Genomic DNA, 26,759 nt, shown 5'->3' with positions numbered 1-26,759 from the left:
GAGCGGGCTCTGCTGCAGGCCGCGTGGCCGACAGTCACTATCCTGGAGGCTGGTCACACCCTCAGAGAATTGCTTGCACCGATGACACTGGCCGGATGCGCGTGCGCTGGCTCACTCGAACAACGGCTGCCCGTTCGACGCGCTCACGCCACCATCCACCGGCAGGTTGACTCCGGTGATGAAACCAGCGTGCTCGCTGGCCAGCAGCAGCACCGCGTTTGCGATGTCTTCCGGCTCACCCAGACGACCCATCGGGATGCGGTTGAGGAAGTTGTTGACCAGCGCCTTGTCCTTTTCCTTTTCCGCCGTCATCGAGGTGCGGGTGAAGGTCGGGCAGACCGCGTTGACGCGCACTCCATGGCGACCGTTATCGATCGCCAGCGCACGGGTCAGGTTCGCCACCGCGCCCTTCACCGCGTTGTAGGCCGGCATGTTGCGATCGGCGGCCAAGCCGGAGACCGATGCCGTATTGACGATGCAGCCCTTGCGCTTGCGCAGCTCCGGCAATGCCGCGCGGCAGCCCAGGAACACGCCGGTCAGGTTGACCGCAACGATACGGTTCCAGTCTTCAAGGGAGGTCTCCTCCGCCGGCCCTTCAACCAGGATGCCCGCATTGTTGAAAATGACATCCAGCCCACCAAAGCGCTTCACTGTGGCATCGACCAGTGCCTGCACCTGCGCTTCGTCGCTGACATCCACGTCATGCACCAGGGTGCGATCACCGGAAAGCCCGTCGGCCAGCGCAGCCACGTCGGGATGGTCGCGGTCAGCGAGCACGACATTGGCGCCGGCCTGCGAGAAGGCGCGCGCGGTAGCGGCGCCGATACCGGAGCCTGCGCCGGTGACGATCACGGTCTTGTCGTTGAAGTTCATGGCATGTCCTCTTGCGTTGAAAGAGGCTTCCCACGATGGCAGACCAGCAGTGACCTGACGGTGAGACGCACTTCACCCCGGCACGACACTACGAACGCCGCCACGGCCGCATCGTGCCGGGAGAATGGGCCCCGACCGCAACGGGCGGCATCTGCTCCTGGTAGCGCCGAGACATGCTCGGCGGCACCTCAGCCCTGCAGCAAACCGCGCATCTTCTTCAGTGCCTGCTCGAGCTGACGCGCCTCACCATCCTCTTCAACGCTGTGCCACAACAACGCAGGAAAATCGGCAGTCGTGCACTCCAATCCACCCAGGCAGATGTCATCCAGCATCACCGACCCCACGCCGCAGGCTACACCGCGTTCGCAGGCAATCATCTGCATCGCGTAGAAATCGAATACGTCGAAAGACAGACCTTCATATCCCGGCAATGACTTCCCATCATTGCTCACCCGGAGAAGCAGCAGGCCGATCTCCGCAGTCGCTGCTGCATCGCCACTGACAACCACCCTGTCCAGCAGTGCCGCCGCCACCTGCGGATCACGCGGCGCGTCATACATCGCCTTGCGGATGGAAGCCGTCAGATCGCCGGCCTCCGCAGCACGGTCCCGCCACACCGCTCCGAACACACGCAGGTCGTTGCTCCAGCCGGCCAATACATCACACTGCGCCTTCAGCCGCTGTCCCGCGCTGCGGTACACCGCGGCCCTCTCAGGGGAATGGGTTGCCAGATTGGCCGATACGTTATCCAGAGTGTGCTGGATCCCCTGCCTGCTGTGCCCCATGCCGGCACAGCGTGAACTGGTGAACGCGATCTCGCGCATGGCCGCGGCGTCGCCATGATCGGCAGCCTGCTTCAACGCCCACAGGTGATGCACATCTGAAAGCCCGCCGTTCACCTGGGATGCCTCAGGACCAGATGGCGCGTCATGCGAATCGACAGGCCTGAGTGGTGCGCCAACTGCAGTAGCAACGGGCGTCGATCCCACACCCTCACCTACGCGCGACAACCATCCTCCACCTGCCGCCAGCAACACCAGCGCAGCGAGCAACCCTGCCCTTGAACGTGATCCTGCACTGCGCTTCACCACGCTCGCGCGCCCTTTTTCCAGGTGTCGTACGCGCGCAATGCTAGCAAAGGCAGATACCACCGCCCGATCAAAAGCCGTAACCCGCGGTAGCGCCGAGCCATGCTCGGCGGCCCCACCCCACGCAGCTCAGCGCGCGCGATCCACTTCATCAAGCAGCGTGCGCAGCCACTGCATGCGGGCCTGCACGTCCTTCGTGGCACCTTCTGCGCCAGCCGCCCGCCACAGAAGCGAATCCAAGCCTCCTGCACAGTCGCCACTGTTCAGACATATACCGTCTGCATAGTTAGACCCCACGCCGCAGTCCAGGCCGCGCTCGCAGGCGAGCAGCACCAACGCGGTGTGGTCATGCCGGCTGGAGCCGACACCTGCCTGCATGGGGGCACGCGGCATCAGCGTGTACAGATGCGCCATTTCATACAGCGCCCGCGGATCATCCGACATCAGCGCATCCTCGACCAGCGCCGCGTCATCGTCAGGCAGCGCGGCTTCACGCTGGGCATGCGAGGCGCGGCTGCGCTGCCGCAGGCGCGCCAAAAGATCCCCCTGCTTCGCTGCATCCTGCAGCAGCTGGCGGTACTCAAGCGCCAGCGCCTTGCGCTCCCCAGGAAGGTTCTCGCACTGCGCGCCACGTCGCGCGGCCGCAGCACGCAGCAACGGCACGTGATCCGTCCTCATACGCCCAGCCAGAAAATCGACCTGCGACCACAGTCCCGCTCCGTGCGAGGTGCCGAAGCCGCAGTTCAGGATCAACTCGGCGAGATCGCGCATCGCCACTGGATCACCGGCCGCAGCATCACGACGCAGCGTCAGGACGCGCTCTGCGCCGGACTCGGCAGGCGCTACCTGGATCTCGCGTGGCGCCGTGGGACGTGGCCTGTCGTTGCGCTGCACAGCGGCTTCGGCAGCCGGAACCGCAGGGACTACGGACGTCGCCGCAGGCCTGGGCCACAGCAGGACGGCGATGACCGCAAGCAGCACGGCGGTCAAGCCGATCAGCAACCGGTAGCGCCGTGCCACGCTCAGCGCGCGCGATCCACTTCGTCGAGCATCGTGCGCATCCATTGCAAGCGGGCCTGGACCTCCTCCGTCCTGCCCTCGGCACCAGCGGCGTTCAACACCACTGTATCGAGATCCTCCGTGCACATTGCACTGGCAATGCACAGATCATCGCCGAATTCAGAGCTCGCGCTACAGTCCAGGCCGCGCTCGCAAGCCACCAGGACCAAGGCAGCGCCATCGCTGCTGGTGGTACGCATGCCGGCCTTGGCCAGCAGTTCCGGTGACGTGTTATGCAGGCTAGCCAACTCGAACAGCGCGCGCGGATCGCTGGACATCAAGGCTTCGTCGATCAGCGCATCGGCATCATCCGGCAACCCCGCCTTGGCCTGCTGGGTAAAGGCACGGGTGCGCTGGCGCAGCCGTGCCAACAGGTCGCCTTTGCCCGCTGCATCCTGCAACAGCTGCCGCTGCTGCTGCACCTGCTCGTCAAAGGTGCCCGGGATGGTTTCGCACTGCGCCTGCCGCCGCGCCGCAGCGGCACGCAGCAGGTGCACCTGGTCAGCCTTCATCTGAGCCGCCATCTCGTCCACATGTTTTTCGAACAGCGGGCCGTGCAGCTTGCCGAATCCGCAGCGCTGCATCACATCGGCGAGATCGCGCATCGCCGCCGGGATCCCGGCGGCGGCGTCCCGGCGCAGCGCCAGCATGCGTGCCTGCGCGGATTGACCCACCGCAGGTGGCGTGTCGGACGGGGTGGCGGCGGCTGGCGGCGGCTCGTTCGGTGGCACCGCGTCGACGCTGGCCGCGCCAGCTGCTTCAGGTGCCTTCGGGCGCTCAGGCCACAGCAGCGCGGCGATGGCCGCAAGTACCACCACAATGGCCCCGATCAGCAGTCGACGGGCGTTCCGGGGCGTTGTGCTGTCCATGGCCAACCTGCTTCCTCGAGGGGTTCCCTGTGATGGACTGTACAGACAAAGACAATCACGACCAACGGCCATCACCTGCCCGACGCGCGCCGCTGTACTAGAGTTGAGGCCACGCTCCTCCCAAGGCTCTCACATGCGCGCACGCAACTGCCTGGCCACTCTGCTGCTGGTCCCGATGGTGTGGAGTACGGCGCTACACGCCGCAGACCCCACACCACCGGACCAGCGCCTGCAGCCGCTGTTCCAGCAGGTGCAGGGTGCGCACCTGTTCCCGGACCAGAAAACCTTCGCCGATGCGGTGCCACGCCGCGCACCCGAGGCGATCGTGCAGGCCTGGCAGCGCGAGCACACCCAGTCCGGTTTTTCGCTGCACGCCTTCGTCAACGACAACTTCGATATCCCCCGCGACGCAGCGCCCTACGTGCCACCCGCAGGCGAAACCCTGCGCGCGCATATCGAAAGCCTGTGGCCGGTACTGACCCGCCAGACCGGCACGGTGGATCCGAATGGTTCCCTGCTGCCGCTGCCAAAGCCCTACGTGGTGCCCGGCGGACGCTTCCGCGAAGTGTATTACTGGGACAGTTATTTCACCCTGCTGGGGCTGGCGGCCAGCGACCAGTGGCAGCGGGTGCGCGACATGGTGGACAACTTCGCCTACCAGATCGACACCCACGGCCACATTCCCAATGGCAATCGCAGCTATTACCTGAGCCGTTCGCAGCCGCCCTTCTTCAGCCTGATGGTGGACCTGCTGGCCACCCACGAAGGCGATGAGGCGTATCGGCGCTACCTGCCCCAGCTACGCGCGGAACATGCATTCTGGATGAGCGGTGCCGACGGGCTGGCGCCGGGACAGGCGCATGCGCGCGTAGTGAGGCTGGCCGATGGCAGTGTCTTGAACCGCTACTACGATGCCCGCGCTGTGCCACGCACCGAATCCTGGACCGATGACCTGGCCACGGCGGCGCAGGCACCGCAGCGCGCGCCATCGCAGGTTTACCGCGACCTGCGTGCGGGCGCGGAGTCCGGCTGGGATTTCAGCTCGCGCTGGCTGGATGATCCGGCCGCGCTGTCCAGCATCCGCACCACCGACATCCTGCCGGTGGATCTGAACAGCCTGCTGTTCCACCTGGAACGCACGCTTGCCCACGCCAGCGGCGTGGCCAAGGACACGCGGGCACGGCGTGACTTCAAGCGGCAGGCGCAGGCACGCCAACGCGCCATCAATACCCAGCTGTGGGACCCGGCGCAGGGCTGGTACGTGGACCGCGACCTGCAGACCGGCCATACCCGCCCTGCCCTCACGGCTGCTGCGCTGTTCCCGCTGTGGCTGGACGTCGCCAGCAAGCCGCAGGCACGACGCACGGCCGCTGCCGTGGAGGCGCAGCTGGTGAAACAGGGAGGCCTGTTGACCACCACGCTGACCACCGGCCAGCAGTGGGACGCGCCCAATGGGTGGGCACCGCTGCAGTGGGTGGCGGTGGATGGCCTGCAGCGCTACGGCCAGGACCGGCTGGCACGGCAGCTGGGAACACGCTTCCTGCGCACCGTGCAATCGGTGTACGACCGCGAACAGAAGCTGGTGGAGAAGTACGTGGTGGATGGATCGGCCGGCGGTGGCGGCGGTGGCGAGTATCCGCTTCAGGATGGCTTCGGCTGGAGCAACGGGGTCACGCTGGCGCTGTTGGATCGGCTGTGTGCGCCGAAGAAGCAGAAATGCGAAAGCGCGGCGGACGTCGAGGCGGATGGCTGAAGCGTCCGGGCTCGGATCGCTTCAGCCCGGAGTGCGCATTTCCTGCCGGTGCCGCGCCACGATACGGTCCAGATGGTCGACCGCCGTAGGCCGTACCGCGGTTCCCCGGCGTACGAAGCTGTTCCAGTCTGCCGCTGCCACCTTTCCCAGGTCCCGTCGCTCCGTGTCCACCCGCGTCATGGACCAGAAGGGACATAGCCGCGTCCCGACCAGCCCCCCGGCGAGCTGCAGGATGTCGACATGGCTCGATGCGGCGAGCACCCGCCCGTAGGCCGCGTGCACGCCCTGCTGCGGGCCCTCCAGATACTGCAGAAAGCGTTCACCATCGAACAGGAGCAGCCCGGTCACTCCCGCCAACTGATTGAACCGCGCCGCATCCTGGACGAGCCCTTCGAGTCGTCCGGCCGGAAGGTCGGCAGCCATCTGGCTTGCATAAACAAGGGCATGGAGCGGCACGGCGTTCTCCGGTGGCGGAGACAGACCTTAGCCCGGAGTTGAATAAAGAATCGTGATGATCGCGTCTGCAGGCGCATGCTGCCCCGTCCCTGCTGGTGGACGCTTCACAGGATGCAGGCTGTTCAAGGGCGATGATGTGCGCCAGCGTGCTGGCATGCGTCGGCTCCACTGGATCAACTTCACCGTGCTTCAAAAGCTTCTCCATTTCGCCCCCCTGATAACCGCAGCCATGACCTGCGTGACGGCCTTGATCTGGGTCGTCTACCTCAGTTTCTTCCTGCGCAGTTACCGTCGCCAGCAGCGGCCTTCCATCCTGATCACGTCCGGCGCCGGGAAGGACCTGGATGCGCATTGCTTCGTGACCAACCTGGGGCTGGAACCGGTCTATCTGCTCGATGTGGTCATCGACCTGATCGAGCCCACCGGCAGGGTCGTTCGCGCTGTCATTCCCGAACGCACGGAGCGCTGGCGCCAGGCTGTTCCCGGTGATGACGATGACGTCCGCCGCGCGACTACCGTAGGGGCACTCAACAGCGGCGGCGAACGCGACCTGGGACGATTCCGCACGCTGATCGAGCGCGCCAGCATGGAGAACCCAGACATCGCCACCGAGGCTGCTTTCTCCAGCCTGGAGGTTACCGTGATTCTGGTCACCGCCAGCCAGGCCGAGCTGTGTGGGGCATCGCGTTGCTACCGGGTGGAGCACCGGCCGGACGCCCAACCCCGGCTGAAAGCGATGACCATCAAGGCACGACAGCTGCAGGGTTACTTTGCCCGCCGCAACCTGACCCGCCTGCTGACCGCGCAGATCAGGTCAAGCAGCGGAGGCTGACTGAATGATGTCGGCGTCGACATGACCGTGATGGGCGTCGGCTATTCTCATTGTCTCGACCCGAGAACGGAATCAACCGCATGCCCCCCACCGATCTGCGCGTTGGATGCAGCTCATGCCGCGACGCGGATCCGTTGCAGTTCGATTTCAGTTATGCATTTCAGCCCATCGTTGATGTGCAGGCTCGCAGGGTGTTCGCGCACGAAGCGCTGGTGCGCGGTCCGGCGGGCGAGCCGGCAAGCTCGGTACTGTCACGTATCACGGCGGAAAACCGTTATTCGTTTGACCAGGCCTGTCGTGAGAAAGCCATCCGGATCGCGGCGTCGTTGAATCTGGAATCACACCTTTCAATCAACTTCCTGCCAAATGCGATCTATCGGCCAGAGGTGTGCATACGCTCTACGCTTCAGGCCGCGGCCCGGCATGGCTTTCCGGTAGAGCGGATCATCTTTGAAACCGTCGAGGGAGAGAAGGTCAGCGATGGCAAGTGGCTGGCCGAGATCCTGAGCGAGTACAAGCGGATCGGCTTCAAGACGGCGATCGATGATTTCGGGGCCGGGTTTGCGGGCCTGAACCTGCTGGCCGACTTTCAGCCGGACCTGGTCAAGTTGGACATGGCGCTGATCCGCGGGATCGACCACAGCCCTGCACGACGCGCGATCGTGGCGGGCGTGGTCTCCATGTGCGCGCAGTTGGCTATCGATGTCATCGCCGAGGGCATAGAGACCCGCGACGAGGCGCAGTGTCTGTCGGATCTCGGCATCCGCCTGATGCAGGGCTATTGGTTCGGTCGGCCGCAGTTCGAGCGCGCCGTGCGCGAGGCCGACATTGCCCTGCCAGACATGGGTCGATAACCCCAACGAAGAACTGGCGACAACACCCGCCAAGAGCGCGTGTTTGCATGGCCGGAGTTGCAAAAGAACCTGGCCATCACCGTGGACCAGGCTCCCGCTAATCACCCAGTGTCGTGTCCAGGCCGACCGTGGTCGCCCGCGGGGCGCCGTTCCGAGACATGTATCGCGCTGTTTGCGACGATCAAGATTCATATGTGCACGACGGATGCCGGAGATGCACCGTGCATCAGCCCGATTACCGGCCATTGAGAGAAACAACGGTTCTCAACGCTTGCAATCCCGGAGGATCTGAAGCTGACAGGCACGACCCTCCGGCGTTGACCGATGCCGCGAGCAGACAGCACGCCTGCAGCTCAATGCGCCCTTCGCCGCCCGAGGATTCGATCATGCCAAGTCCCTGCCCGCCCCTCACCCTGGACCTTCTGCTGCAAAGCGCCGATCCGGGTGGACGCTGTAGCAACCCGACCGCGATCCTCGAGGTCGCCGCGCTCTTCGACCTCCGGCAGGCGTCCGCGACGGACATCGTCGACGGGCTGGCCTTGGCCTCCAGCCGGGTGGACGCGCCACTCGCTTCGGCGGCCACCTTTACGGCAGTGCAGGCCGTGGCGCCGGCCGCGATACTGGTGCATCGGCCGCATGGAAAGGTGACCGGCCTGCTTGCCACCCTGCCGCTGTCCGCCGAGGCGCTGGCACGACTTCGCGCTGGCGCACTGGATACCCGCAACCCTGCACCGGACGAGCTGCTGAAGCCGCACCAGCCCGCTGCAGCTTCGTATACCTGGATCGTCGCGGCATCGTCGCCTACCAGTGCAAAAGCGCTGGTACAGGGCATGGCCGCCATCCATTCGCTGCTCACCTGGCAACTGGTGGCGTGCGCACGCGCTGTCACCGCAGACGGAGCGCGCGTCTTGACCTCGTTCGGCTTCCAGCCCACCGCCGGGCCCGTGGGTTACATGGAGCTGCCGCCGCTGGATGCGCCACTGCAGGGCTTCCGGCTTTGATTACCGTGATGATGACCGAGCAGATCAACATGTCGACACCGCCACCGATCAGCATCCGCATCGCGCGTACGCTGCACGATCTCACCGAGGTCATTGCCGTGCGCTCCATCGTCTATGTGGAAGAGCAGCAATGTCCGCTTCGCGAAGAGTTCGATGGAAACGACGTGGCCGGCTCCACCCACCTGCTGGCGACATTCGACGAGGAAGCGGCGGGCGTACTGCGCGTCCGCTGGTTCGCCGATTTCGCCAAGGTCGAACGCGTGGCGGTGCGCCGGCGATTCCGGGGCGGTACGGTCAGCCAAGCGCTGCTGCAGTCGGCATTTTCGCTTGCCGAAGACAAGGGGTATCGGCACATTTTGCTGCACATCGAACCCGGCCTGGCGCAGTACTACCTGCGCTACGGATTCCAGCCACGCGAGGGCCGGCCACGCTTCCATTACTCGGACCGTGAGTACATGGAGGTCATCAAGGATCTCATGCCCGCCATCGACGCCATCACCGTGGACAGCCCCGCGCTGTGTGTCGTGCGGCCGGAAGGAGCGTGGCGGGAGGCGGGAATCCTGGATCTATCCAGCGCGCGGGGCTGCTGAGCGGCGCGCCGCGAAGGCAGGAGACGCCGTGTGGTGGGCCCACCAGGATTCGAACCTGGAACCAAAGGATTATGAGTCCTCTGCTCTAACCGTTGAGCTATAGGCCCGCTTGCGGCCGCCCAGTCTAATGCAAGCCCGCGGCCGTACTCCAGACACCGGTGCGTCATCGCGCACTACCCACAACGTGCCGACCTGTGATGGTCGGCACGTCACCACCCATCACGCCACCGCGAAGGGCCCCTGCCGCTCGAAGTAACGTCGCAGGCGGGTGCAGGCCGGGGCGAGCACGGCCTCCAGCTCATCGCTGGGGTCCGGCTGCCACGTCACGTTGACCACGCCCGGCAGGTCTTCCACGCCGGCATGCTCACCGCGCGCTTCCAGCAGCACGGTGCGGTCGCTGCCCAGTACACCCAGCAGCACGCCGGTTTCCAGCAGCAGCGCATCACGCGTGGCAGGCCACGCATCCGGCGATGCCGGTGCGTTGTCGTCGCCGGAGATCACCACCGCAAAGTCCACGCCCGCCGCCAGTTCCTGCAGGCGCTGCACGGACAAGCCGCCATTGCGGGCCAGGCCATCCTGCCACTGGCGCACGGTGAAGCCTTCGCAGGCCAACGTTTCCTGCACCACCTGCGCCGCCGCGGCTGACTGCGGCGACGCCAGCACCAGCACCTTGGTGCGGTCGCGGGCACTGCCGATGTGGTCGTTGCGCTGGTACAGCCTGCGCGCCAGTTCCTGCGCCACGTAGCGGTGGATCTGCGGGAACTGCTCGGCAAGGTCCTCCAGGCGGGCCGCACTGACACGTGCGACGACACTGGGTTCGACGGCCACCACCGTGGCCGAGCGGATCTGCGTCGGCTGCACGGCGGCCATCTCGCCCACGTGCTCGCCGGCATGGCGTCGTGCGACGCGCTTGCCATTGACGAACACGTCGAAGGATCCGGTCACGATGAAGTAGACGTCATTGTCCACTCCACCCTGGTGAATGACGGCGGCACCGGTCTGGGCCTCCAGCAAGGTCACGCTGCTGGCGAGAGCTTCGGCGAGCGCCTTGTCGCCGCGTACCAGTTTCTGCTCGGACAGCGTGTACAGCAGATTGCGGCGACCTTCGTCACCGGTGAAGCGAGCCAACATTGAAGTCCCCCTGTGGACTGCATCCGTCATGGATGGCATGTGCAGATTAACCCCTGATCTGTGACGTAGAGCACACGTTTTTGGCAAATTCATGTGGAGCAGCTGAACAACCTGAATACGGTCATACACATCAAGGATCCGCTGGAATCCAGGGGGCCTGATACGGCAGTCCATGTTACGAAATATGTTACGTAAAATTCGACATTGTTTCGTTTGATTCTTTTAAAAACAGTGACTTATGAATTTTATTGTTACGTAATGAAGTCCTTGGCAACAAACAAAAAACCCCGCCGGAGCGGGGTTCTTCAAAACGCTTCACGCACCGACAGGGATCAGTCGATATCCAGGAAGCTGCGCAGCTGCTCGGAACGGCTCGGGTGACGCAGCTTGCGCAGCGCTTTCGCTTCGATCTGGCGGATGCGCTCGCGGGTGACGTCAAACTGCTTGCCGACTTCTTCCAGCGTGTGATCAGTGTTCATGTCGATGCCGAAGCGCATGCGCAGCACCTTGGCTTCCCTCGGGGTGAGGCCGGCCAGCACGTCGCGCACGGTCTCAGACAGGTTGATGTTGGTGGTGTTCTCGATCGGGGACTCCACGTTGGTGTCCTCGATGAAGTCGCCCAGATGGGAATCCTCGTCGTCGCCGATCGGGGTTTCCATCGAGATCGGCTCCTTGGCGATCTTCATCACCTTGCGGATCTTGTCTTCCGGCATGTCCATTTCCTTGGCCAGCTCCTCCGGCGTGGCCTCGCGGCCGTACTGCTGGAGCATCTGGCGGGAAATGCGGTTCAACTTGTTGATCGTTTCGATCATGTGCACCGGAATACGGATGGTGCGCGCCTGGTCGGCGATCGAACGGGTGATGGCCTGGCGGATCCACCAGGTCGCATACGTGGAGAACTTGTAGCCGCGACGGTACTCGAACTTGTCCACGGCCTTCATCAGGCCGATGTTGCCTTCCTGGATCAGGTCGAGGAACTGCAGGCCGCGGTTGGTGTACTTCTTGGCGATGGAGATGACCAGGCGCAGGTTGGCCTCGACCATTTCCTTCTTGGCCTTGCGCGCACGGGCTTCGCCGTAAGCCATCGCACGGCTGATTTCCTTCAGGTCATCCAGGCTCAGCAGGGTGCCCTTCTCGATATCGATCGTGGCCTGCTGTTCGGAGATGATCTGGTCCTTGACGTCACGCAGGGCCGACGACCACTTCTGCTTGCGCTTCAGTGCGTCTTCCACCCACTCAAGGTTGGTCTGGTTGCCTTCCCACGAACGGATGAAGTCCTTGCGCGGCATGCGCGCGGTGACCGTCGCCAGGTTCAGCACGCGACGCTCATGCGACTTGATGCCGGCCATGGTGTCGCGCAGCTGCTTGGTCAGCACGTCGGTCAGCGGCAGCGGCAGCTTCAGGGTGACGAACACCGCCGACATCTCCTCGCGGAGCTTCAGCAGGTTCTTGCCATCGCCCTTGGCGGCCGCCTTCTTGAAGGCATTGAAGGCATCGGCCAGCGCCTGCATGCGCGCGGCGACTTCTTCCGGATCCGGGCCGGTCGGGCCGGCTTCTTCCTCGGCGTCGTCGCCGTCTTCTTCCTCGTCGTCGTCCTCGTCGGCATCAGCGTCGTCGCTGGTGTCCTCGACAACGGCCGGGGCCGGCACTTCTTCGGACAGGTCGTTGAAGCCGACGATTACTTCGGCCAGGCGCTTCTTGCCTTCCTTGTGCGCTTCGTAATCGGACAGCAGCGATTCGACCGATACCGGGAACAGGCCGAGGGCGGCCTGGACCTGGCCCAGGCCTTCTTCGATGCGCTTGGCGATGGCGATTTCGCCTTCGCGGGTCAGCAGCTCGACCGTACCCATTTCGCGCATGTACATGCGCACCGGGTCGGTGGTGCGGCCACCTTCGGTGTCGAGTGCGGTCAGTGCGGCAGCGGCTTCTTCAGCGGCGGTGTCATCCACCTCGCGGTTGCCGGTGTTGCCGTCATTGAGCAGCAGGGTTTCCGCATCAGGGGCCACTTCATGGACATCAATGCCCATGCCGTTGATCATGCCGATGATGTCTTCGATCTGCTCCGGATCGACCATGTCGTCGGGCAGGTGATCGTTGACTTCGGCATAGGTCAGGTAGCCCTGTTCCAGGCCCTTGCTGATCAGTTGCTTGATTTCGGATTGGGCAGGACGTTCGTTGGCCATGGATGCTCGCGCCACCGGCTGGAGTAGGAAAAGGGAACGTAGCATTATACCAGCCCCTCGCCCGGCCTGCCCGGGCGGTGGTCCCGGGGGGTCAGGGCCTGAGCAGGAAGGTCACAGGACCGTCGTTGACCAGGCTGACGACCATATGGGCGCCAAAGCGTCCCGTTTCCACCCCGAAGGCATGCTTTTCACGACATATCTCCACAAAACGGTTGAACCCTCGTTCAGCCTCGGCCGGCGGCGCCGCCGTGGTGAAGCTCGGACGCATGCCGGAGGCGGTGTCTGCGACCAGCGTGAACTGGCTGACCAGCAGCAATCCGCCGCCCGTGTCGCGAAGAGACCGGTTCATTTTTCCCGCCTCGTCAGCAAATACACGGTAGCCGAGCAACCGATCGGCCATCCGCTGCAGCTGGGCCTCCGAATCGCCAGGCTCCATGCCCACCAGGGCCAGCAGGCCCGGGCCGATCTGCCCCACGGCCAGATCATCGACGTGGACGGCAGCCTGGCTGACGCGCTGGATCAGGACGAGCATGGGGACCTCGAAGCAAGGGCAGCCCGCCACCTTAGCAGCGGCCACGCTAAACTTGGCCGGATGAATCCGGAACGCAAAGCCCGGCTGGCCTACCGGGCCGCCACCCTGTTCACCCGCCTGCCGTGGCCGGTCCTGCGCGGCTTCGCCCACGCCCTGGCCTGGGCATGGATCCGCGGCAACGCGCGGGAAAGCCGGGTGACCCGACGCAACCTGGAACTGGCCTACCCGGAACTGGACGGCGCACAGCGCGCGCGGATGCACCGCGACGTGTTGCGCTCCACTGCCCTGCAGGCGGTGGAGACGCTCTGGCTGTGGACCCGCCCCGCGGCGAGCAACCTGCGCGATCACCTGAAGGAACGCCACGGCGAGGCGCTGTACGACGCCGCGCTGGCTTCCGGCAAGGGCGTGATCGTGGCCGCTCCGCACTTCGGCAACTGGGAGCTGTTGAACCAGTGGCTGGCCTCGCGCGGGCAGATCGCCATCGTCTACAAGGCGCCAGAAGATCCGGCCGGGGATGCCTTCCTGCAGATCGTACGCGGCGGCCACAATGTGCAGCAGGTGCGTGCCGAAGGCCCTGCGGTGCGCCAGTTGTTCAAGGTGCTCAAGGACGGCGGCGCCACCGGAATCCTGCCCGACCAGCAGCCCAAGGCCGGCGACGGCGTGTTCGTGCCGTTCTTCGGCATGCCCGCCCTGACCATGACCCTGGTCAACCGGCTGGCCGAGCGCACAGGCGCCACCGTGCTGTACGGCTGGTGCGAACGCACCGGCCCGGACATGCAGTTCGCCCTGCACCTGGAGGCCGCCGATCCGGCGGTGGCCGACCCGGACCTGCACGTGGCCGCCGCCGCACTGAACGCCGGCATCGAGCGCATCGCACGGCGCGACCCGGCACAGTACCAGTGGACCTACAAGCGCTATACCCTGCGTCCAGACGACCAGGAGCCCAACCCGTATGCCACCGTCAGGCATCCACACTGACGGTTGATTCCGTCGTCGTGGCCCCCATTTATCGCTTGCTTACTCCCTGCCCGGTCCTGCCATGCCTGCTGCCTTCTCCTCCCTGTTCGGTGACCCGGCGGCGATCCGTTGCGAACGCGCGGTCGCCGAGCTGCGATCCGGGCGTCCGGTGGTGATCACCGGCGACGCTCAGCAGCGGCTGGCGGCGATCGCGCTGGACAGCGCCACCCGGCGCAGCTTCGATGCCTTTGCCGGCCTGGCCGCCGGCCGCCATTACCTGTTCCTGACCGAGACCCGTGCCCGCGTGTTGGGAATGGAGACGCCGCACGGCGTGCGCCTGCCACTGCAGGGGGTCGACTTCGATGCCCTGCCTTCGCTGGGCTACCTGCGCGAGCCCGGTCCGATGCCGGCAGACGCAAGCGCCGGCGATGCACTGGATGCCGGTGCGGTGGAGCTGGCAAGGCTGGGGCTGCTGCTGCCGGCAATGGTCGGCCTGCCGCTGGACCCGGCGGATTCGCGCTTTGAAGCAGCCGCCCAGGTCGCCCTGTGCGACCTTGCCGAGGGCGCCGCGCATGCGGCCCATGATTACGAACTGGTGGCACGCTCACCGGTGCCGCTGCGCGACATCGGCATGACCACTTTCGCGGTGTTCCGCGGTGGCGTGGCGCAGCGCGACCAGGTCGCGATCATCGTCGGCCAGCCCGACCTTGCCGCCGTGGTGCCGGTGCGCGTGCATTCGTCCTGCCTGACCGGCGATCTGTTCGGCTCGTTGAAGTGCGATTGCGGCGACCAGCTGCGGCGCGGCCTGCACAAGCTGAAGGAACTCGGCGGCGGTGTGCTGCTGTACCTGGACCAGGAAGGCCGGGGCACCGGCATCGCCGCCAAGATGCGCGCCTACGGTTACCAGCACGACGGACTGGACACCATCGACGCCGATGCGCAGCTGGGCTTCGGCGCCGACGAGCGCCGCTACGGCAGCGCGGTGGCGATGCTGCGGGGCTTGGGCATCGCGCGGATCGCACTGCTCAGCAACAACCCGACCAAGGCACAGCGCCTGCGCAATGCGGGCATGGACGTGGTCGAGTGCATTCCGGTGACCGGTGACATCACGACCGAAAACGAGCACTACCTGCGCACCAAGGCCGAGCGCGCCGGCCACCTGCTGGACGTGGACGCACTGATCCAGGCCGCCCAGTAGCATGGCGCAGGCCTGGCCCTGCTAACGTTGTCGCCATTGCCTGCACCCGGAGCCTGCGTGACCTCACCTTCAACCTCCACTGACATGCCCGACGGCTGGCAGCTGTTGCCGCTGCGCGCCGCACGCCTGGCCGCGCTCGGCGGCCTGCCGGCCGGTGCGGTATTCCCCGGGCTGCCGGCCGCCGCGGCGTGGTGGCTGCTGGACCTGCCGGGCGGTATCGCAGCGGCCGTCGCTTGGCTGCTGGCCGGTGCCCTGCTGGGGGCACGGATCGGCTGGCGCAGGATGCGCCGCACCTGGTGGCGGCTGGATGGCACCGGGCTGGGCCTGCGCCGCGACCTGTGGTGGCAGCGCGACACCCGCGTGCCGACCTCCCGCGTGCAGCATCTGGACGTCCGTCGCGGCCCGCTGCAGCGCCGCGCGCGGCTGGCCACGCTGGTGGTCCACACCGCCGGCAGCCGCTTCAGTGCGGTGGTGCTGGACGGCCTGGACGAGGCCGATGCCGAGCACCTGCGCGACACGCTCGCGCGCCAGCTGGACCAGGACGCCGACGCCCTGTGAGCACCCCGCCTCCGCCCCTGCCCCGCGCCGACCAGGAGCGCCGGCTGCATCCGTGGTCCTGGCTGTTCGTGCTGATCCTGCAGCTGCGCCAGTACCTGCTGCCGCTGGTCGCGCTGCTGGTGTTCGGCCAGCGCGGCGACCGTGATCCGCTGTGGGCCCAGCTGGGCCCGCTGATCGTCATCGCGGTGCTGGTGCTGGCCTCGGTGCTGCAGTACCTGAGCTACCGTTACCGGATCGGCGAGGACGGCATCAGCATCCGCAGCGGCGTGTTTTCGCGCAACCGGCGCGAGATTCCGTTCGCGCGCATCCATAACGTGGTGGTGCACCAGAACCTGCTGCACCGGCTGTTCGGGGTGGCCGAACTGCGATTGGAATCGGCCGGTGGCAACCGCCCTGAAGCTGAGATGCGGGTGCTTCGGATGGATGAGGCGTTGGCGCTGGAGCAGCGCGTACGCCACCGCGGCCCGGCGCCGCAGGTGGACGCTGGCCGCACTGATGACGGCACGCCACCGCCGTTGCCGGAGGCCGACGAGCGCCACCTCCTGCTGCGCATGACCACTGGCGAAGTCGTAAAACTGGGCCTGCTGTCCAACCGCGGCTGGGTGATGGTGGCCGCAGCGCTGGCGGCGTTGGTGCAGGTGGTGCCCCGGCGCAGCATGGATGCGTTCGTCGAGCAGGGAGGGCGCCAGGCCTTCGGCTATGCCAGCGGCCTGCAGCCGGGGATCAGTGGCCTGCTGCTGATCGCGGCGGGGCTGCTGATCGTCGGCTGGCTGACCCTGCGCGCACTGTCGGTGCTGCTGGCCCTGTTGCGCTATTACGGCTTCGAGCTGAGCGAACAGCAGCGGCGGCTGACCGTCAGCAGTGGCTTGCTGAGCAAGGTGCGCAGCAGCGTGGCACTGCGCCGCATCCAGGCTTGGACACTCAGTGAAACGCTGCTGCAGCGGTGGGCCGGCCGGCGCCAGCTGCGCATTGACAGCGCCGCCAGCCAGGGCACTGAAGACCACCAGCAACGGGGACTGCGCGAGCTGGCTCCACTGGCCACCCCGCAGGCCTGCGATGCGCTGGTGAGCCACCTGCTGCCACAGGTGCAGTGGCCGCCTGCGCAGTGGCAGCCGGTGCCGCTGCGCGGAAGCTGGCGCCTGTGCGTTACCAGCCTGTGGCTGACCCCGGTGCTGGCGGCAGGATTGACCTGGCGCTGGGGCTACCTGGGCCTGCTGGTGCTGGCCTGGATACCGGTGGCGCTGTGGACGGCACGCCTGCAGATGGCGCGCATCGGCTGGCACCTGGACGGCCAGCATGTGGCGCTGCGGGGTGGCTGGTGGCGTCGCTGGTGGCGCTGGGCAGAACTGGACAAGCTGCAGGCGCTGCGGCTTTCACGCTCGCCGCTGGACCGTCTGCTGGGCACCAGCAGCGTCTGGCTGGATACCGCCGGTGCACGCGGCGACGTCGCGCTGTGCCTGCGTTATCTGCCGCAGGCGCAGGCCGCGGAGGTGCTGGAAACACTCGGTGCGGCGCTCGCCCGGCGCAAGCTGCGCTGGTGATGATCCAGCGCTGCACGCGGGGTCAGCGGGTGCGCGCTGGACCCCAGTAGCCGATGCGCCGGCGCAGTTTGATCTTGCGCCAGAAGTTCAGCGGCTTGGGCTTGCGGTTGCGCCCCCCTTTGGCGACGAAGTCATCGATCGCCTGCAGGATCCGCTCGCTGGAACGCCCGTCGCGATAGGGATGCAACGTATCGGCGAACTCGCGGATGGCTGCCATCAGCTCCGGCGGCCGGGCGAGTGCACGCCGGATCGCGCCTTCGAATTCGGCCGGGTCATCGATGTCGATGAGCTGCGGGCCGGGGCGACGGTTCTTGAAGGTAACCACCGGCTTGTAGGTCAGCAGGAACTCGTTCAATGCCGAAGACGTGTCCGAACACATCAGGTCGACCTGCGGGAACAGCTCCAGGATGTTGTCGTTGTCTGCAAAACGCAGGTACTCGTTTTCCAGCGCGCGGTAGCGCGCCACGATCTCCGGATCCATCTTCGGATGGAAGGTGACGATCCAGCGCCACTCGCCGGTGCGCGACAGCCGAGCGATCTCGTCATGCAACACGCCGGCCGCGCTCCAGGACGGCGAGAATGTCGAGTGGTACAGCACCACCGGCGGTTCACGCACGGGTTCGGGCTGTGCCGGCAGCTGGCTCATGAACGGGTCGATCTTCGGGAATCCGGTCTCCACTACCGCGAAATGGCCTTGCGCCTCGGCCAACGCCGAGAACGCGGCCGTGTCACGCGGGCCGGTGGTGCAGTACAGATCGAAGAACCCGCGCACGTAGATGTGCCGCGGCTTGCCCGCATCGAAGCCATGGAAGGTTTCCACCTTCACGCCGGGAAAAAAGTGCGGCACCGCATTGGACGAGGTGATCACCGCATAGGGGTCCCAGGCGCGTACCTGTTCCACCGTCAGCAGGGTTTCATCCGCGGCGAGGTCTTCCGCGCCCGGGCCGTCGAAGAACCAGGCCGTCTCGTCGCCGCGCGCCCGGATCGCCGCCTGCACGGGCCGCAGGATGGCCAGCGCGTAACGTTCCGATCCGTACAACAGGTAGTGGCGTGGCACGTCGGTCAGCTCCTCTTCGATGGCCGGCGGCTAGTATCGCATCGCCAATCGGCGGTGTCGCTGCTAGGCTCTGCGACGAACACGCCCAAGGCCCGGTTGCATGACCTCTGCCCGACCCGAACCGCGCGCGCCCTTGTCGGCCTGCATCATCACCTTCAACGAGGCCGACCGGCTGGCCGACTGCCTGGCCTCGCTGTCCTTCTGCGAGGACATCGTAGTGGTGGATTCTTTTTCCACCGACGCCACCGTGGAGGTCGCCCGTGCCGCCGGCGCCCGCGTGCTGCAGCGCCCCTTCGATGGCTTCCGAAACCAGAAGGACTTCTGCGTGCAGCAGGCCGCGCATGACTGGGTGCTGTGCCTGGACGCCGACGAGCGCGTGTCCGCACCGCTGCGCCAGAGCATCGAAGCGGCGCGCGCGGCCGGCTTTGGCAGCGTCGCCGGCTATCGCTTCGCGCGCTGCTCGGAATACTACGGACGCTTCCTCAAGCACGGCACCGCCTACCCCGACCGGGTGCTGCGGCTGTTCGACCGCCGTCGTGGCGGCTGGCGCGGCGACCGCGAAATCCACGAAGCAGTGTCACTGGACGGACCGGCCGGCCTGCTGGCAGGCGACCTGTTGCACCATCCGTTCCGCAACTTCATGCAGCTGCTGGACAAGAAGCAGAAGTACGCGCGGATGATGGCCGAACATGAGTTCGCGCGTGGCCGCAGGGCGACCCTGGCCAAGCTGGTGCTGGCCCCGGCATGGCGGTTCTTCCGTGGTTACGTGCTGCGCGGTGGCATGCTGGATGGATGGCCGGGGCTGATCGAATCCTTCGTCAGCGCCAACTACGTGCGGCAGAAGACGATCATGCTGTGGCTGCTGCAGAACGGGCAGCCGGTCGGCGGAAAGTAACCCCGCTCAGGCCGCGTCGGGCGCCGCAGCGGCGGACAGCCGACGCTGGTGGCGCAGGGCTTCCAGGCGCGACAGCCCGGCCAGCGCGCCGACGATGGAAGCGTAGAAGCTGGCGGTGATCTGGTGGGCGAACATCGACTGGGTCAGCCCGCACAGAATGTAGCTGACCACGATCATCACCCCGGCGGCCGCCGGCCCGCGGAAGGTGGAACGGCCACTGCGCCGGTGCAGCCACAGGAACAGCCACAGCGGCACGCCGTACACGGCCAGCAGCAGCAGGGCGCCCGGCGCGCCCTGGGTGGCGCCCCATTCGGCGAGGTCGTTGTGCGCATGGCCGAGGTGGCAACGCGGTTCCATCGGGTTGTCGCGGCACTCCGGCAAGCGCTGCATGGCGGTGTCGAAATGGCCCACGCCCACGCCGGTCAACGGATGGTCGACGAAGGTGTCCCAGGCCACCTGGAGGCGCTCCACGCGCGCACCTGCCGATGAATCGGTATCACCGTGCTCGAGCCGCCGCACGTCGTTGTGCAGCTCGGTCAGCCGCACCTGCTGGCGCAGCTCCGGTACGGCGACAAGCGCCACGCCGGCCACGCCAAGCATCGCCGCCAGGATCAGCAGTCGTAGGCGCAAGGTACGCCAGCGCAGGCTCAGCGCCATCACCAGGAATACCGCCAGCAGCGCCAGCAACGCACCGCGGCTGCCGGTCAGCACCAGCGCCGCGCACCCCAGGGCCAGCGCCGGCAGGCCCCAGGCCCAACCGCGTACCCCGTGGGGCCGGCAGAACAATGCGAGCACCAGCAGCATCACCACGATGTCCGCCAGCACGATGGCATTGGTGAACAGCTCCGCACGCGGCGCGCCGCCCAGCACCTGTCGCAACGACAGTACGAAGACCAGCACCAGGCCCACCAGGGCACCACGCCACAGCCAGCGCAGCCGAAGGTCGAGCGCACACACCCACAGCGCGATCCACGGCATGACGAAGAACCGCGAGCGATTGTCCACGTCGCGGAAGCCATGCTCGAACAGCAGCATCGACACCACCCCGCCCGCCAGGACCGCCAGCATCAGCAGCGCCAGCACCTTCACCGTCGGCCCCGCGTCGCGGCGGGCATCCCACAGCAGCCCGGGCACCAGCAGGGTGCTGGCCAGCAACAGCAGCCCGAACGGCAGCAGGTTGACCGGCGTGGAAACCACCAGCGCCGGCATCAGCAGCAGCCCAAGCTGGCCCATGCCGCGAGCAATGCGCGCACGCATGCCTTGCGGCGCCCCGGATCGGTGCAGGTCGTTGGCGTAGCCGTAGGGAGGCAGACTCACGGGAGGCTCATCAGGTCAGGGCGGCAACGGACAGCGATTCTGGCCAGCCGATACAGAACGCGCGCTGTCCGCTGGAACGCTGCAGGCAGCTGGCTGTACGCGGTCATTCTTCGAACTGCCGCGCCTGCAGCGCACGCTCGCGCTCGCGCGCATCGGCAGGCAGCTCGCAGGCACCGTGGACAGCGGCGGCCGGCACCAGCCACCAACGACGGCGGTTGGAGATTCCGGCCAACTCGGCGCGGCTGCGGTCCACGCAGGGCAACAGGGCGTCCTGCTGCACCAGCAGCCAGCGCGTGGCAGGCGCCTGCGCCTGCCAGGCAACGCCATCGCGGAGCTGTGCATCCCAGTCCTTCTGGAAGCCGAAGGTCGCCGCCGGGCGGTCGGCCATCAGCAGGTTCTGCTCCTTCCACGCCACCAGCCCCAGTTCGGCATCGGGCCCGATGCGCTGGCCAACGGCGTGCATCAGTCCACTGGCCGAACTGGCGCTGTTCAACAACGGATACCCGACCAGGCTGTACAGCAACCAGACCCCGGTCAGCGTGGATACCACGCCCAGATGCGCGCGGCGATGCCCCCAGGCCAGCAAGCTGACAATGCCCCAGCAGCCCATCGCCACGGCGGCCCAGGCCAGTGAGGCGATGGCGGCCTGGTCGATGCCGCGCGAGCCCATCAACCTCGCCTCCAGGCCCCCTTGGCCGGTCAACAGCGCGCCGCCTGCGCCGAGGGTGAACAGCGCCAGCCCGGCAGTGAAGGCCGCCAGCAGCCACTGGAACGCGCGCTTGCGCAGCAGGCCGGGCAGCAGCGGCGCCAGCGCCAGGCAGAACATCGGCAGCGAAGGCAGGATGTAGACATCGCGCTTGCCGTCGGGGATGGAAAAGAACAGGACGATCAGCGCCCACCAGCCCAGCAGAACCAGATAGCGCGGATCGCGCCGGCGCAGCCGCCGCCACCAGGCGGGTAGTGCCCAGGGAACGGCCAGGAACGCCGGAATCCACATCGACGGCATGATGCCCAGGAAGTACCACCACGGCTGGTGGTGGTCCCAGGACTGCGCATAGCGGCCAGCGGTCTGCCGGAACAGGATGTCGTCCATGTAGGCGCGGTACTCGACCGAGCCGGTGGACAGGGCGACGACCACCATCGGCACCAGCCACAGCGCGATGGCCAGCAGGAACAACAGCGGCGCCAGCCAGAACTGCCAATGGCGCACGCTCAGGCCCACCCCGCGCCAGCCCCGGACCGAGGCCAGCGCGGCCGGGACGATCATCAGCAACGCGACCACGCCCACGCCCTTGGTGATCACCCCCAGCCCGGCGGCGAACCAGCCGAACCACCACCAGCCCCACGCCGGGCCCAGCAGCAGGTGCCGGATCAACCCATAGTTGGCCAAGGTGATGAAGAACACGATCAGCGGATCGATCTGCGCCTTCTTCGACTGGAAGGTGAAATGCAGTGCGAACAGCAGCAGCCAGGCCGCGTACAGCCCTACCCGCCGCGTCCACAGCCGCCGCCCCAGGTCATGCACGCACCACAGCGTGCCCAGCGCGGCCAGCATCGACGGCAACAGGAAGGCGATGCGCCAGTTGCCGATGACCGAATACAGCGTGGCCTGCAGCCACATCAGCATCGGCGGCTTGTCCGAATACAGCTCCAACCCGCGATGTGGGAACAGCCAGTCGCCGCTGATCACCATCTGCTTGGCGACCAGTGCGAAACGCGGCTCGTCCGACGGCCAGGGATCGCGCAGGCCCAGGCCCGCGCCCAGCACCAGCAGGGCCATCAGGACCAGCAACGAGGTCTCACGTGAAGCGCGTGTGGTCAGCATGGGCACCGCAGGATCGGAAAAGGTATCAGGCGCTTTTTAGCAGACGCGCATAGAAAAAGCCGTCGCCGCCATCATCACCGGGCAGGCGCTGGCGTGCCACTCCCGCGCAGTCAATGCCGAATCCGTCATCCAGCGCGTCGGCAGAGGCATCCGGATGCCACTTCAGGAAGGCCTGCACCTGGTCGATGTTCTCCGCGCGCAGGATCGAGCAGGTCGCATACAGCAGCACCCCGCCCGGACGCAGCATCGACCAGCAGGCTTCCAGCAGGCGTGCCTGCACGCCCACCAGCGCGTCCACGTCCTCGGCACGGCGATGGAACATCACATCGGGCTGGCGACGGATGATGCCGGTGGCCGAACACGGCGCGTCGAGCAGGATCGCGTCGAACGGCACCCCGTCCCACCACGAACCGGGATCACTGGCATCGGCCACCTTGACCTGCGCATCGGCGCCCACGCCGGTGCGCGAGAAGGTGTCCTTTACCCGCGCCAGCCGGCGCGCGTCGATGTCCAGCGCCAGCAGGCGCAGCGACGGATCACGTTCCAGCAGGTGCGCGGACTTGCCGCCCGGCGCCGCGCAGGCGTCGAGCACGCGCGCGCCCGGCGGCGGCGCCAGCGCATCGGCGGCGCACTGCGCGGACAGGTCCTGCACCGACAGCGCGCCTTCGTTGAAGCCGGGCAGCTGGTTGACCGCCGCCGAGGAGGCCAGGCGGATCGCATCCGCGCTCACCGGACCGGCCTCGGCGCTGATGCCAGCGGCCTCCAGCGCGGCCAGCGACGCGTCGCGGTCGCCCTGCTGGCGGTTGACGCGCAACCACAGAGGGGCCGGCTGCAGGCTGGCGGCGAAGATCGCCTCGGCCTGGATCGGCCAGTCGCGCTCGATGCTTTCGGCCAGCCAGGCGGGGAACGCATCACGCGGCGGTTGTACCGGGAATCCTTCGCGCTGCGCCCGGCGCAGGATCGCGTTGACCAGGCCTGCCTGGCGCTCACGCCCCAGCGCGCGGGCGGCGTCGACCGTGGCCGACAGCGCGGCATGGGCCGGCAGTTCCAGCACGTCCAGCTGCGCGAAGCCGACCATCAGCAGCGTGCGCAGGTCGGCATCGCGCGCCGACAACGGCTTCTGCATCCAGCTGGCCAGCGCCGCGTCGTAGGTACTACGCCGGCGCAGCACCGCAAAGCACAGCGCTTCCAGCAGCGCGCGGTCGCGGGTGTCGGCCAGCTTGGGCAGCGCCCAGGCCAGCTCGGCCTTCAGCGAACGCCCGCGGGTGAACACCTGCGCCAGCACGCGCGCGGCCAGCATGCGCGTGGCGGCACCCGGCGCGGCGTGGGAAATCTTGAGGTCATCCTGCTTGCTCACCGGCTCAGGCTCCCACGCGCAGGTCGCGGCGCGCGTTCAGGTAGTCGGCTGCGGTGATCGCCTTGCCACCTTCGCGCTGCAGCACGCGCAGGCGCAACGCGCCCTGCCCGCAGGCGATGTCGATGCCTTCGCGGGCAGCGCCGATCACCGTACCCGGCGCATGGCCTCCGTTGTCGTCCAGCGCCACCGCGCCATGGATGCGCACGCGTTCGCCGGCCAGCTGCGCCTCGGCGATCGGCCAGGGATTGAACGCCAGTACGGTGCGCGCCAGCGAGGCGGCATCTTTGCTCCAGTCCAGTCTTGCTTCGGCCTTGTCCAGCTTGTGCGCATAGGTCACGCCTTCAACCGGCTGCGGCTGCACCACCGGCTTCAGCCCCGCGCGCAGCAGGCCCAGGCCATCGGCCAGCACCTGCGCGCCCAGTTCGGCCAGCTTGTCATGCAGCTGTCCGCCGGTATCGGTGGGCAGGATCGGCAGCGCCTGCTGCAGCAGCACCGGGCCGGTATCCAGGCCGGCTTCCATCTGCATCAGGCACACGCCGGTCTGCGCATCACCGGCCTGGATGGCACGCTGGATCGGCGCCGCGCCACGCCAGCGCGGCAACAGCGAAGCGTGCACGTTCCAGCAGCCGTGGGTGGGAATGGCCAGCACCGCGCGCGGCAGGATCAGGCCGTAGGCCACCACCACCATCAGGTCCGGCTGCAGCTCGCGCAACTGCTGCTGGGCGGCCTCATCCTTCAGGTTTTCCGGCTGGAACACCGGGATTCCGCGGGCGACCGCTTCCAGCTTCACCGGCGACGGCGCCAGGCCGCGCCCGCGCCCGGCCGGACGGTCCGGCTGGGTGTAGACGGCCACCACTTCGTGATGGCGCGCCGCCGCGCGCAGCGACGACACCGCGAACTCCGGCGTACCGGCAAAGACAATCCTCATGGTCACCCCATTGCGCAGGCCAGCGACCTGCAGGTCAGAAAACGGCACCGCGCTCCGGTGCCGCAGGGTCCGCGCAGGCGCGGACGGTCGGCACGGCAGCGGCCGTGCCGGGTGATGGATCAGGCGACGTGCTTGCGCGCCTTGGCCAGCTTCTTGCGCACCATCTCGCGCTTCAGCGGCGACAGGTAATCGATGAACAGCTTGCCGTCCAGGTGGTCCATTTCATGCTGCACGCAGACCGCCAGCAGGCCGTCGGTGGCCAGCTCCTGCGGCTGGCCCTGGCGGTCCAGGTAGCGCACGGTGATCTGGTCGGCGCGGGTGACGTCGGCAAAGATACCCGGCACCGAAAGGCAGCCTTCCTGGTACACCTGGCCACCGTCCTGCTGGACGATCTCCGGGTTGATGAAGACCATCGGCTGGTTCTTTTCTTCACTCACGTCGATGACCATGAAGCGCTTGTGCACGTCCACCTGGCTGGCCGCCAGGCCGATGCCGGGTGCGTCGTACATGGTCTCGAACATGTCGGTCAGCAAGGCCTGGAAGGCCGGCGTGGTGACCTCGGCGGCGTCGACCGACACGGCCTTGGTGCGCAGGCGCGGATCGGGAAACTCGAGAATTGGGAGCAGTGCCATGGCAGTAATCATCTGGGTGGGGGCCGGTCAACGCCGGCCTGCGTTGTAATTCTATCGCCAACGCTTGCCCTGCGCCCCGGTTTCTGGACTATAGTGCGCCAACCTGTTGGGGAACCGGGCTGACCACTCCTATGTTGCTACGAATCCGCACGGTCGTCGCCGCGGCGATGTTGACCGTTGCCGCCTATGCTACCGCCGTTGAAATGAACGGGCACCCGACCACCTATGTCGTCCAGAAGGGCGACACACTGTGGGATATCTCTGCGCGATTCCTGAAAAAGCCTTGGCTTTGGCCGGAAATCTGGCAGGCAAATCCCCAGGTGGCGAACCCGCACCTGATCTACCCGGGCGATGTGCTGAGCCTGGCCTACCTGGACCGCGTCGTGGCGCGCCAGGAGCCCGGACCGCGCCAGGAAGCGCCGATCACCGGCATTCCGCTGTCCGAAGTCGAGCCTTTCCTGAAAGAACTGAGCGTGGTCGATCGCATCGATCACCTGCCCTACGTGGCCGGGCTGGAAGACAACCGCCTGCGCGCCACGTCGGGCCAGCTGGCTTACGTGCACGGGCTGGACGGCGCCGCCGTGGGCCAGCGCTACGCGGTGGTGCGGCCGACGGTGCGCTATGCACTGCCCAAGCCCACCGAGGACCTGGACGCCAGCGGCCGCACCACGCCGGGCAGCGGCAACCTGTGGAAGGACTTCACTGTCCCGAACAAGCGTCCGCACCAGCAGCTGGGCTATGAACTGGCCAAGGTCAACGTCGGCACCATCACGCGCGTGCCGTCGGGCAACGTGGATGTCGCCACGCTGGCCCTGCAGGGCACCGGCGATGGCCGCGAGGTGCGCGCCGGTGACCGCCTGGTCCCGGTGGAAGCCACGCCGTACGACCTGCAGTTCTTCCCGCATGTCCCGGCGCCGGGCACCGATGGGCTGGATGTCCGGGTACTGGCGGTAGCGGACATGCTGCTGTCCGGCGGCGCACGTGATGTCATCGCCCTTTCCGCGGGCAGCGCGCAGGGCGTGGACAACGGCACGGTGTTCTCGCTGTGGCGGCAGGGCAGCCACGTCAAGCACGTGATGAAGGCGCCGAATTCGTCGCAGATGGACGATTCGCGCGTCGACGGCAACAACCGCCTGACCATGCCGGACGAATATGCCGCCCATGCCATGGTGTTCCGTACCTTCGACAACGTCAGCTATGCACTGGTGATGGAAGGCATCAAGCCGGTGCTGGTGGGCTACAACGCCCGCCACCCCGACGCGACGGAGTAAGT

Annotated in this window: 25 protein-coding genes and 1 tRNA gene; 11 read left to right on the top strand and 15 right to left on the bottom strand. The window is 66.8% G+C overall.

Annotated elements, in window-relative coordinates; genetic code table 11:
* Positions 1-111 precede the first annotated feature (111 nt).
* From budC to SOM47_RS03085, 4 genes are all read right to left on the bottom strand, one after another.
* Positions 112-873 carry a meso-2,3-butanediol dehydrogenase gene (budC, locus tag SOM47_RS03100; protein ID WP_042614454.1) on the bottom strand — a complete coding sequence of 254 codons (762 nt, stop codon included), beginning with the start codon at positions 871-873 and terminating at the stop codon, positions 112-114.
* Between the two features lie 188 nt (positions 874-1,061).
* On the bottom strand, positions 1,062-1,772 hold the full coding sequence (locus tag SOM47_RS03095) for a hypothetical protein (protein WP_320504731.1): 711 nt from the start codon (positions 1,770-1,772) through the stop codon (positions 1,062-1,064).
* A gap of 318 nt (positions 1,773-2,090) precedes the next feature.
* Positions 2,091-2,732 carry a hypothetical protein gene (locus SOM47_RS03090; protein ID WP_320504730.1) on the bottom strand — a complete coding sequence of 214 codons (642 nt, stop codon included), beginning with the start codon at positions 2,730-2,732 and terminating at the stop codon, positions 2,091-2,093.
* Between the two features lie 251 nt (positions 2,733-2,983).
* A complete protein-coding gene (locus tag SOM47_RS03085; RefSeq protein WP_320504729.1) occupies positions 2,984-3,670 on the bottom strand; it encodes a hypothetical protein in 687 nt (228 codons plus the stop codon).
* Positions 3,671-4,022: 352 nt separating this feature from the next.
* Between SOM47_RS03085 and treA the strand changes: the two genes are divergently transcribed.
* Positions 4,023-5,642: an alpha,alpha-trehalase TreA gene (gene treA, locus SOM47_RS03080; RefSeq protein ID WP_320504728.1), complete on the top strand. Its 1,620-nt coding sequence runs from the start codon at positions 4,023-4,025 to the stop codon at positions 5,640-5,642.
* A gap of 21 nt (positions 5,643-5,663) precedes the next feature.
* Here treA and SOM47_RS03075 read toward each other — a convergent pair whose 3' ends face one another.
* Positions 5,664-6,098 (bottom strand): BLUF domain-containing protein, encoded by a 435-nt coding sequence (locus SOM47_RS03075; RefSeq protein ID WP_320504727.1) that lies wholly within the window; start codon positions 6,096-6,098, stop codon positions 5,664-5,666.
* Positions 6,099-6,150: 52 nt separating this feature from the next.
* Between SOM47_RS03075 and SOM47_RS03070 the strand changes: the two genes are divergently transcribed.
* The 4 genes from SOM47_RS03070 to SOM47_RS03055 all read left to right on the top strand — a co-directional run bounded on the left by SOM47_RS03070 (position 6,151) and on the right by SOM47_RS03055 (position 9,375).
* Positions 6,151-6,930 (top strand): hypothetical protein, encoded by a 780-nt coding sequence (locus tag SOM47_RS03070; protein ID WP_320504726.1) that lies wholly within the window; start codon positions 6,151-6,153, stop codon positions 6,928-6,930.
* Between the two features lie 80 nt (positions 6,931-7,010).
* Positions 7,011-7,784, top strand: coding sequence for an EAL domain-containing protein (locus tag SOM47_RS03065; RefSeq protein ID WP_320504725.1), 774 nt, complete (start codon positions 7,011-7,013; stop codon positions 7,782-7,784).
* Positions 7,785-8,170: 386 nt separating this feature from the next.
* Positions 8,171-8,785: a hypothetical protein gene (locus SOM47_RS03060; RefSeq protein WP_320504724.1), complete on the top strand. Its 615-nt coding sequence runs from the start codon at positions 8,171-8,173 to the stop codon at positions 8,783-8,785.
* Between the two features lie 11 nt (positions 8,786-8,796).
* Positions 8,797-9,375, top strand: coding sequence for a GNAT family N-acetyltransferase (locus SOM47_RS03055; RefSeq protein WP_320504723.1), 579 nt, complete (start codon positions 8,797-8,799; stop codon positions 9,373-9,375).
* A gap of 31 nt (positions 9,376-9,406) precedes the next feature.
* On the opposite strand, the gene SOM47_RS03050 is transcribed toward SOM47_RS03055, so the two are convergent.
* From SOM47_RS03050 to dtd, 4 genes are all read right to left on the bottom strand, one after another.
* A tRNA-Ile gene (locus SOM47_RS03050) sits at positions 9,407-9,482 on the bottom strand.
* 112 nt (positions 9,483-9,594) lie between these two features.
* Positions 9,595-10,506, bottom strand: a complete 912-nt coding sequence (locus SOM47_RS03045; protein WP_192085138.1) for a cyclic nucleotide-binding domain-containing protein — start codon at positions 10,504-10,506, stop codon at positions 9,595-9,597.
* A 332-nt stretch (positions 10,507-10,838) separates the two neighbouring features.
* Complete coding sequence (gene rpoD, locus SOM47_RS03040) at positions 10,839-12,689, bottom strand: RNA polymerase sigma factor RpoD (RefSeq protein WP_101101316.1); 1,851 nt, start codon at positions 12,687-12,689, stop codon at positions 10,839-10,841.
* A 91-nt stretch (positions 12,690-12,780) separates the two neighbouring features.
* Positions 12,781-13,221 (bottom strand): D-aminoacyl-tRNA deacylase, encoded by a 441-nt coding sequence (gene dtd / locus SOM47_RS03035; RefSeq protein WP_320504722.1) that lies wholly within the window; start codon positions 13,219-13,221, stop codon positions 12,781-12,783.
* Between the two features lie 60 nt (positions 13,222-13,281).
* Between dtd and SOM47_RS03030 the strand changes: the two genes are divergently transcribed.
* The 4 genes from SOM47_RS03030 to SOM47_RS03015 all read left to right on the top strand — a co-directional run bounded on the left by SOM47_RS03030 (position 13,282) and on the right by SOM47_RS03015 (position 17,475).
* A complete protein-coding gene (locus tag SOM47_RS03030; protein WP_320504721.1) occupies positions 13,282-14,199 on the top strand; it encodes a lauroyl acyltransferase in 918 nt (305 codons plus the stop codon).
* A gap of 61 nt (positions 14,200-14,260) precedes the next feature.
* Positions 14,261-15,376 (top strand): GTP cyclohydrolase II RibA, encoded by a 1,116-nt coding sequence (gene ribA / locus SOM47_RS03025; RefSeq protein WP_320504720.1) that lies wholly within the window; start codon positions 14,261-14,263, stop codon positions 15,374-15,376.
* Between the two features lie 84 nt (positions 15,377-15,460).
* Positions 15,461-15,934, top strand: coding sequence for a PH domain-containing protein (locus tag SOM47_RS03020; RefSeq protein WP_042614471.1), 474 nt, complete (start codon positions 15,461-15,463; stop codon positions 15,932-15,934).
* Positions 15,931-17,475: a PH domain-containing protein gene (locus SOM47_RS03015; protein WP_320504719.1), complete on the top strand. Its 1,545-nt coding sequence runs from the start codon at positions 15,931-15,933 to the stop codon at positions 17,473-17,475. The genes SOM47_RS03020 and SOM47_RS03015 overlap by 4 nt, the downstream gene beginning before the upstream one ends.
* A gap of 22 nt (positions 17,476-17,497) precedes the next feature.
* Here SOM47_RS03015 and SOM47_RS03010 read toward each other — a convergent pair whose 3' ends face one another.
* The gene (locus tag SOM47_RS03010) at positions 17,498-18,532 is read right to left on the bottom strand and encodes a CDP-glycerol glycerophosphotransferase family protein (RefSeq protein ID WP_101101328.1); all 1,035 of its coding nucleotides are present in this window, start codon (positions 18,530-18,532) and stop codon (positions 17,498-17,500) included.
* A 100-nt stretch (positions 18,533-18,632) separates the two neighbouring features.
* On the opposite strand from SOM47_RS03010, the gene SOM47_RS03005 reads away from it, so the two are divergent.
* Entirely contained in the window at positions 18,633-19,427 is a 795-nt protein-coding gene (locus SOM47_RS03005; protein WP_320504718.1) for a glycosyltransferase family 2 protein, read from the top strand.
* A 6-nt stretch (positions 19,428-19,433) separates the two neighbouring features.
* Here SOM47_RS03005 and SOM47_RS03000 read toward each other — a convergent pair whose 3' ends face one another.
* The 5 genes from SOM47_RS03000 to def all read right to left on the bottom strand — a co-directional run bounded on the left by SOM47_RS03000 (position 19,434) and on the right by def (position 25,486).
* On the bottom strand, positions 19,434-20,684 hold the full coding sequence (locus SOM47_RS03000) for an O-antigen ligase family protein (RefSeq protein WP_042614531.1): 1,251 nt from the start codon (positions 20,682-20,684) through the stop codon (positions 19,434-19,436).
* A 163-nt stretch (positions 20,685-20,847) separates the two neighbouring features.
* Complete coding sequence (locus tag SOM47_RS02995; RefSeq protein ID WP_320504716.1) at positions 20,848-22,569, bottom strand: glycosyltransferase family 39 protein; 1,722 nt, start codon at positions 22,567-22,569, stop codon at positions 20,848-20,850.
* A 25-nt stretch (positions 22,570-22,594) separates the two neighbouring features.
* Complete coding sequence (rsmB, locus tag SOM47_RS02990; protein WP_320504715.1) at positions 22,595-23,926, bottom strand: 16S rRNA (cytosine(967)-C(5))-methyltransferase RsmB; 1,332 nt, start codon at positions 23,924-23,926, stop codon at positions 22,595-22,597.
* Positions 23,927-23,930: 4 nt separating this feature from the next.
* Entirely contained in the window at positions 23,931-24,854 is a 924-nt protein-coding gene (gene fmt / locus SOM47_RS02985) for a methionyl-tRNA formyltransferase (protein WP_320504714.1), read from the bottom strand.
* Positions 24,855-24,973: 119 nt separating this feature from the next.
* Complete coding sequence (gene def, locus SOM47_RS02980) at positions 24,974-25,486, bottom strand: peptide deformylase (RefSeq protein WP_042614477.1); 513 nt, start codon at positions 25,484-25,486, stop codon at positions 24,974-24,976.
* Positions 25,487-25,617: 131 nt separating this feature from the next.
* On the opposite strand from def, the gene SOM47_RS02975 reads away from it, so the two are divergent.
* Positions 25,618-26,757 (top strand): LysM peptidoglycan-binding domain-containing protein, encoded by a 1,140-nt coding sequence (locus SOM47_RS02975; RefSeq protein WP_042614478.1) that lies wholly within the window; start codon positions 25,618-25,620, stop codon positions 26,755-26,757.
* Positions 26,758-26,759: the final 2 nt, after the last annotated feature.

Origin of the sequence: Stenotrophomonas sp. CFBP8980, from assembly GCF_034046095.1 — a bacterium.
GTDB lineage: Bacteria > Pseudomonadota > Gammaproteobacteria > Xanthomonadales > Xanthomonadaceae > Stenotrophomonas > Stenotrophomonas lacuserhaii.
The sequence above is the reverse complement of the archived record's forward strand: the minus strand, read 5'-3'. Positions and strand labels throughout refer to the sequence as shown.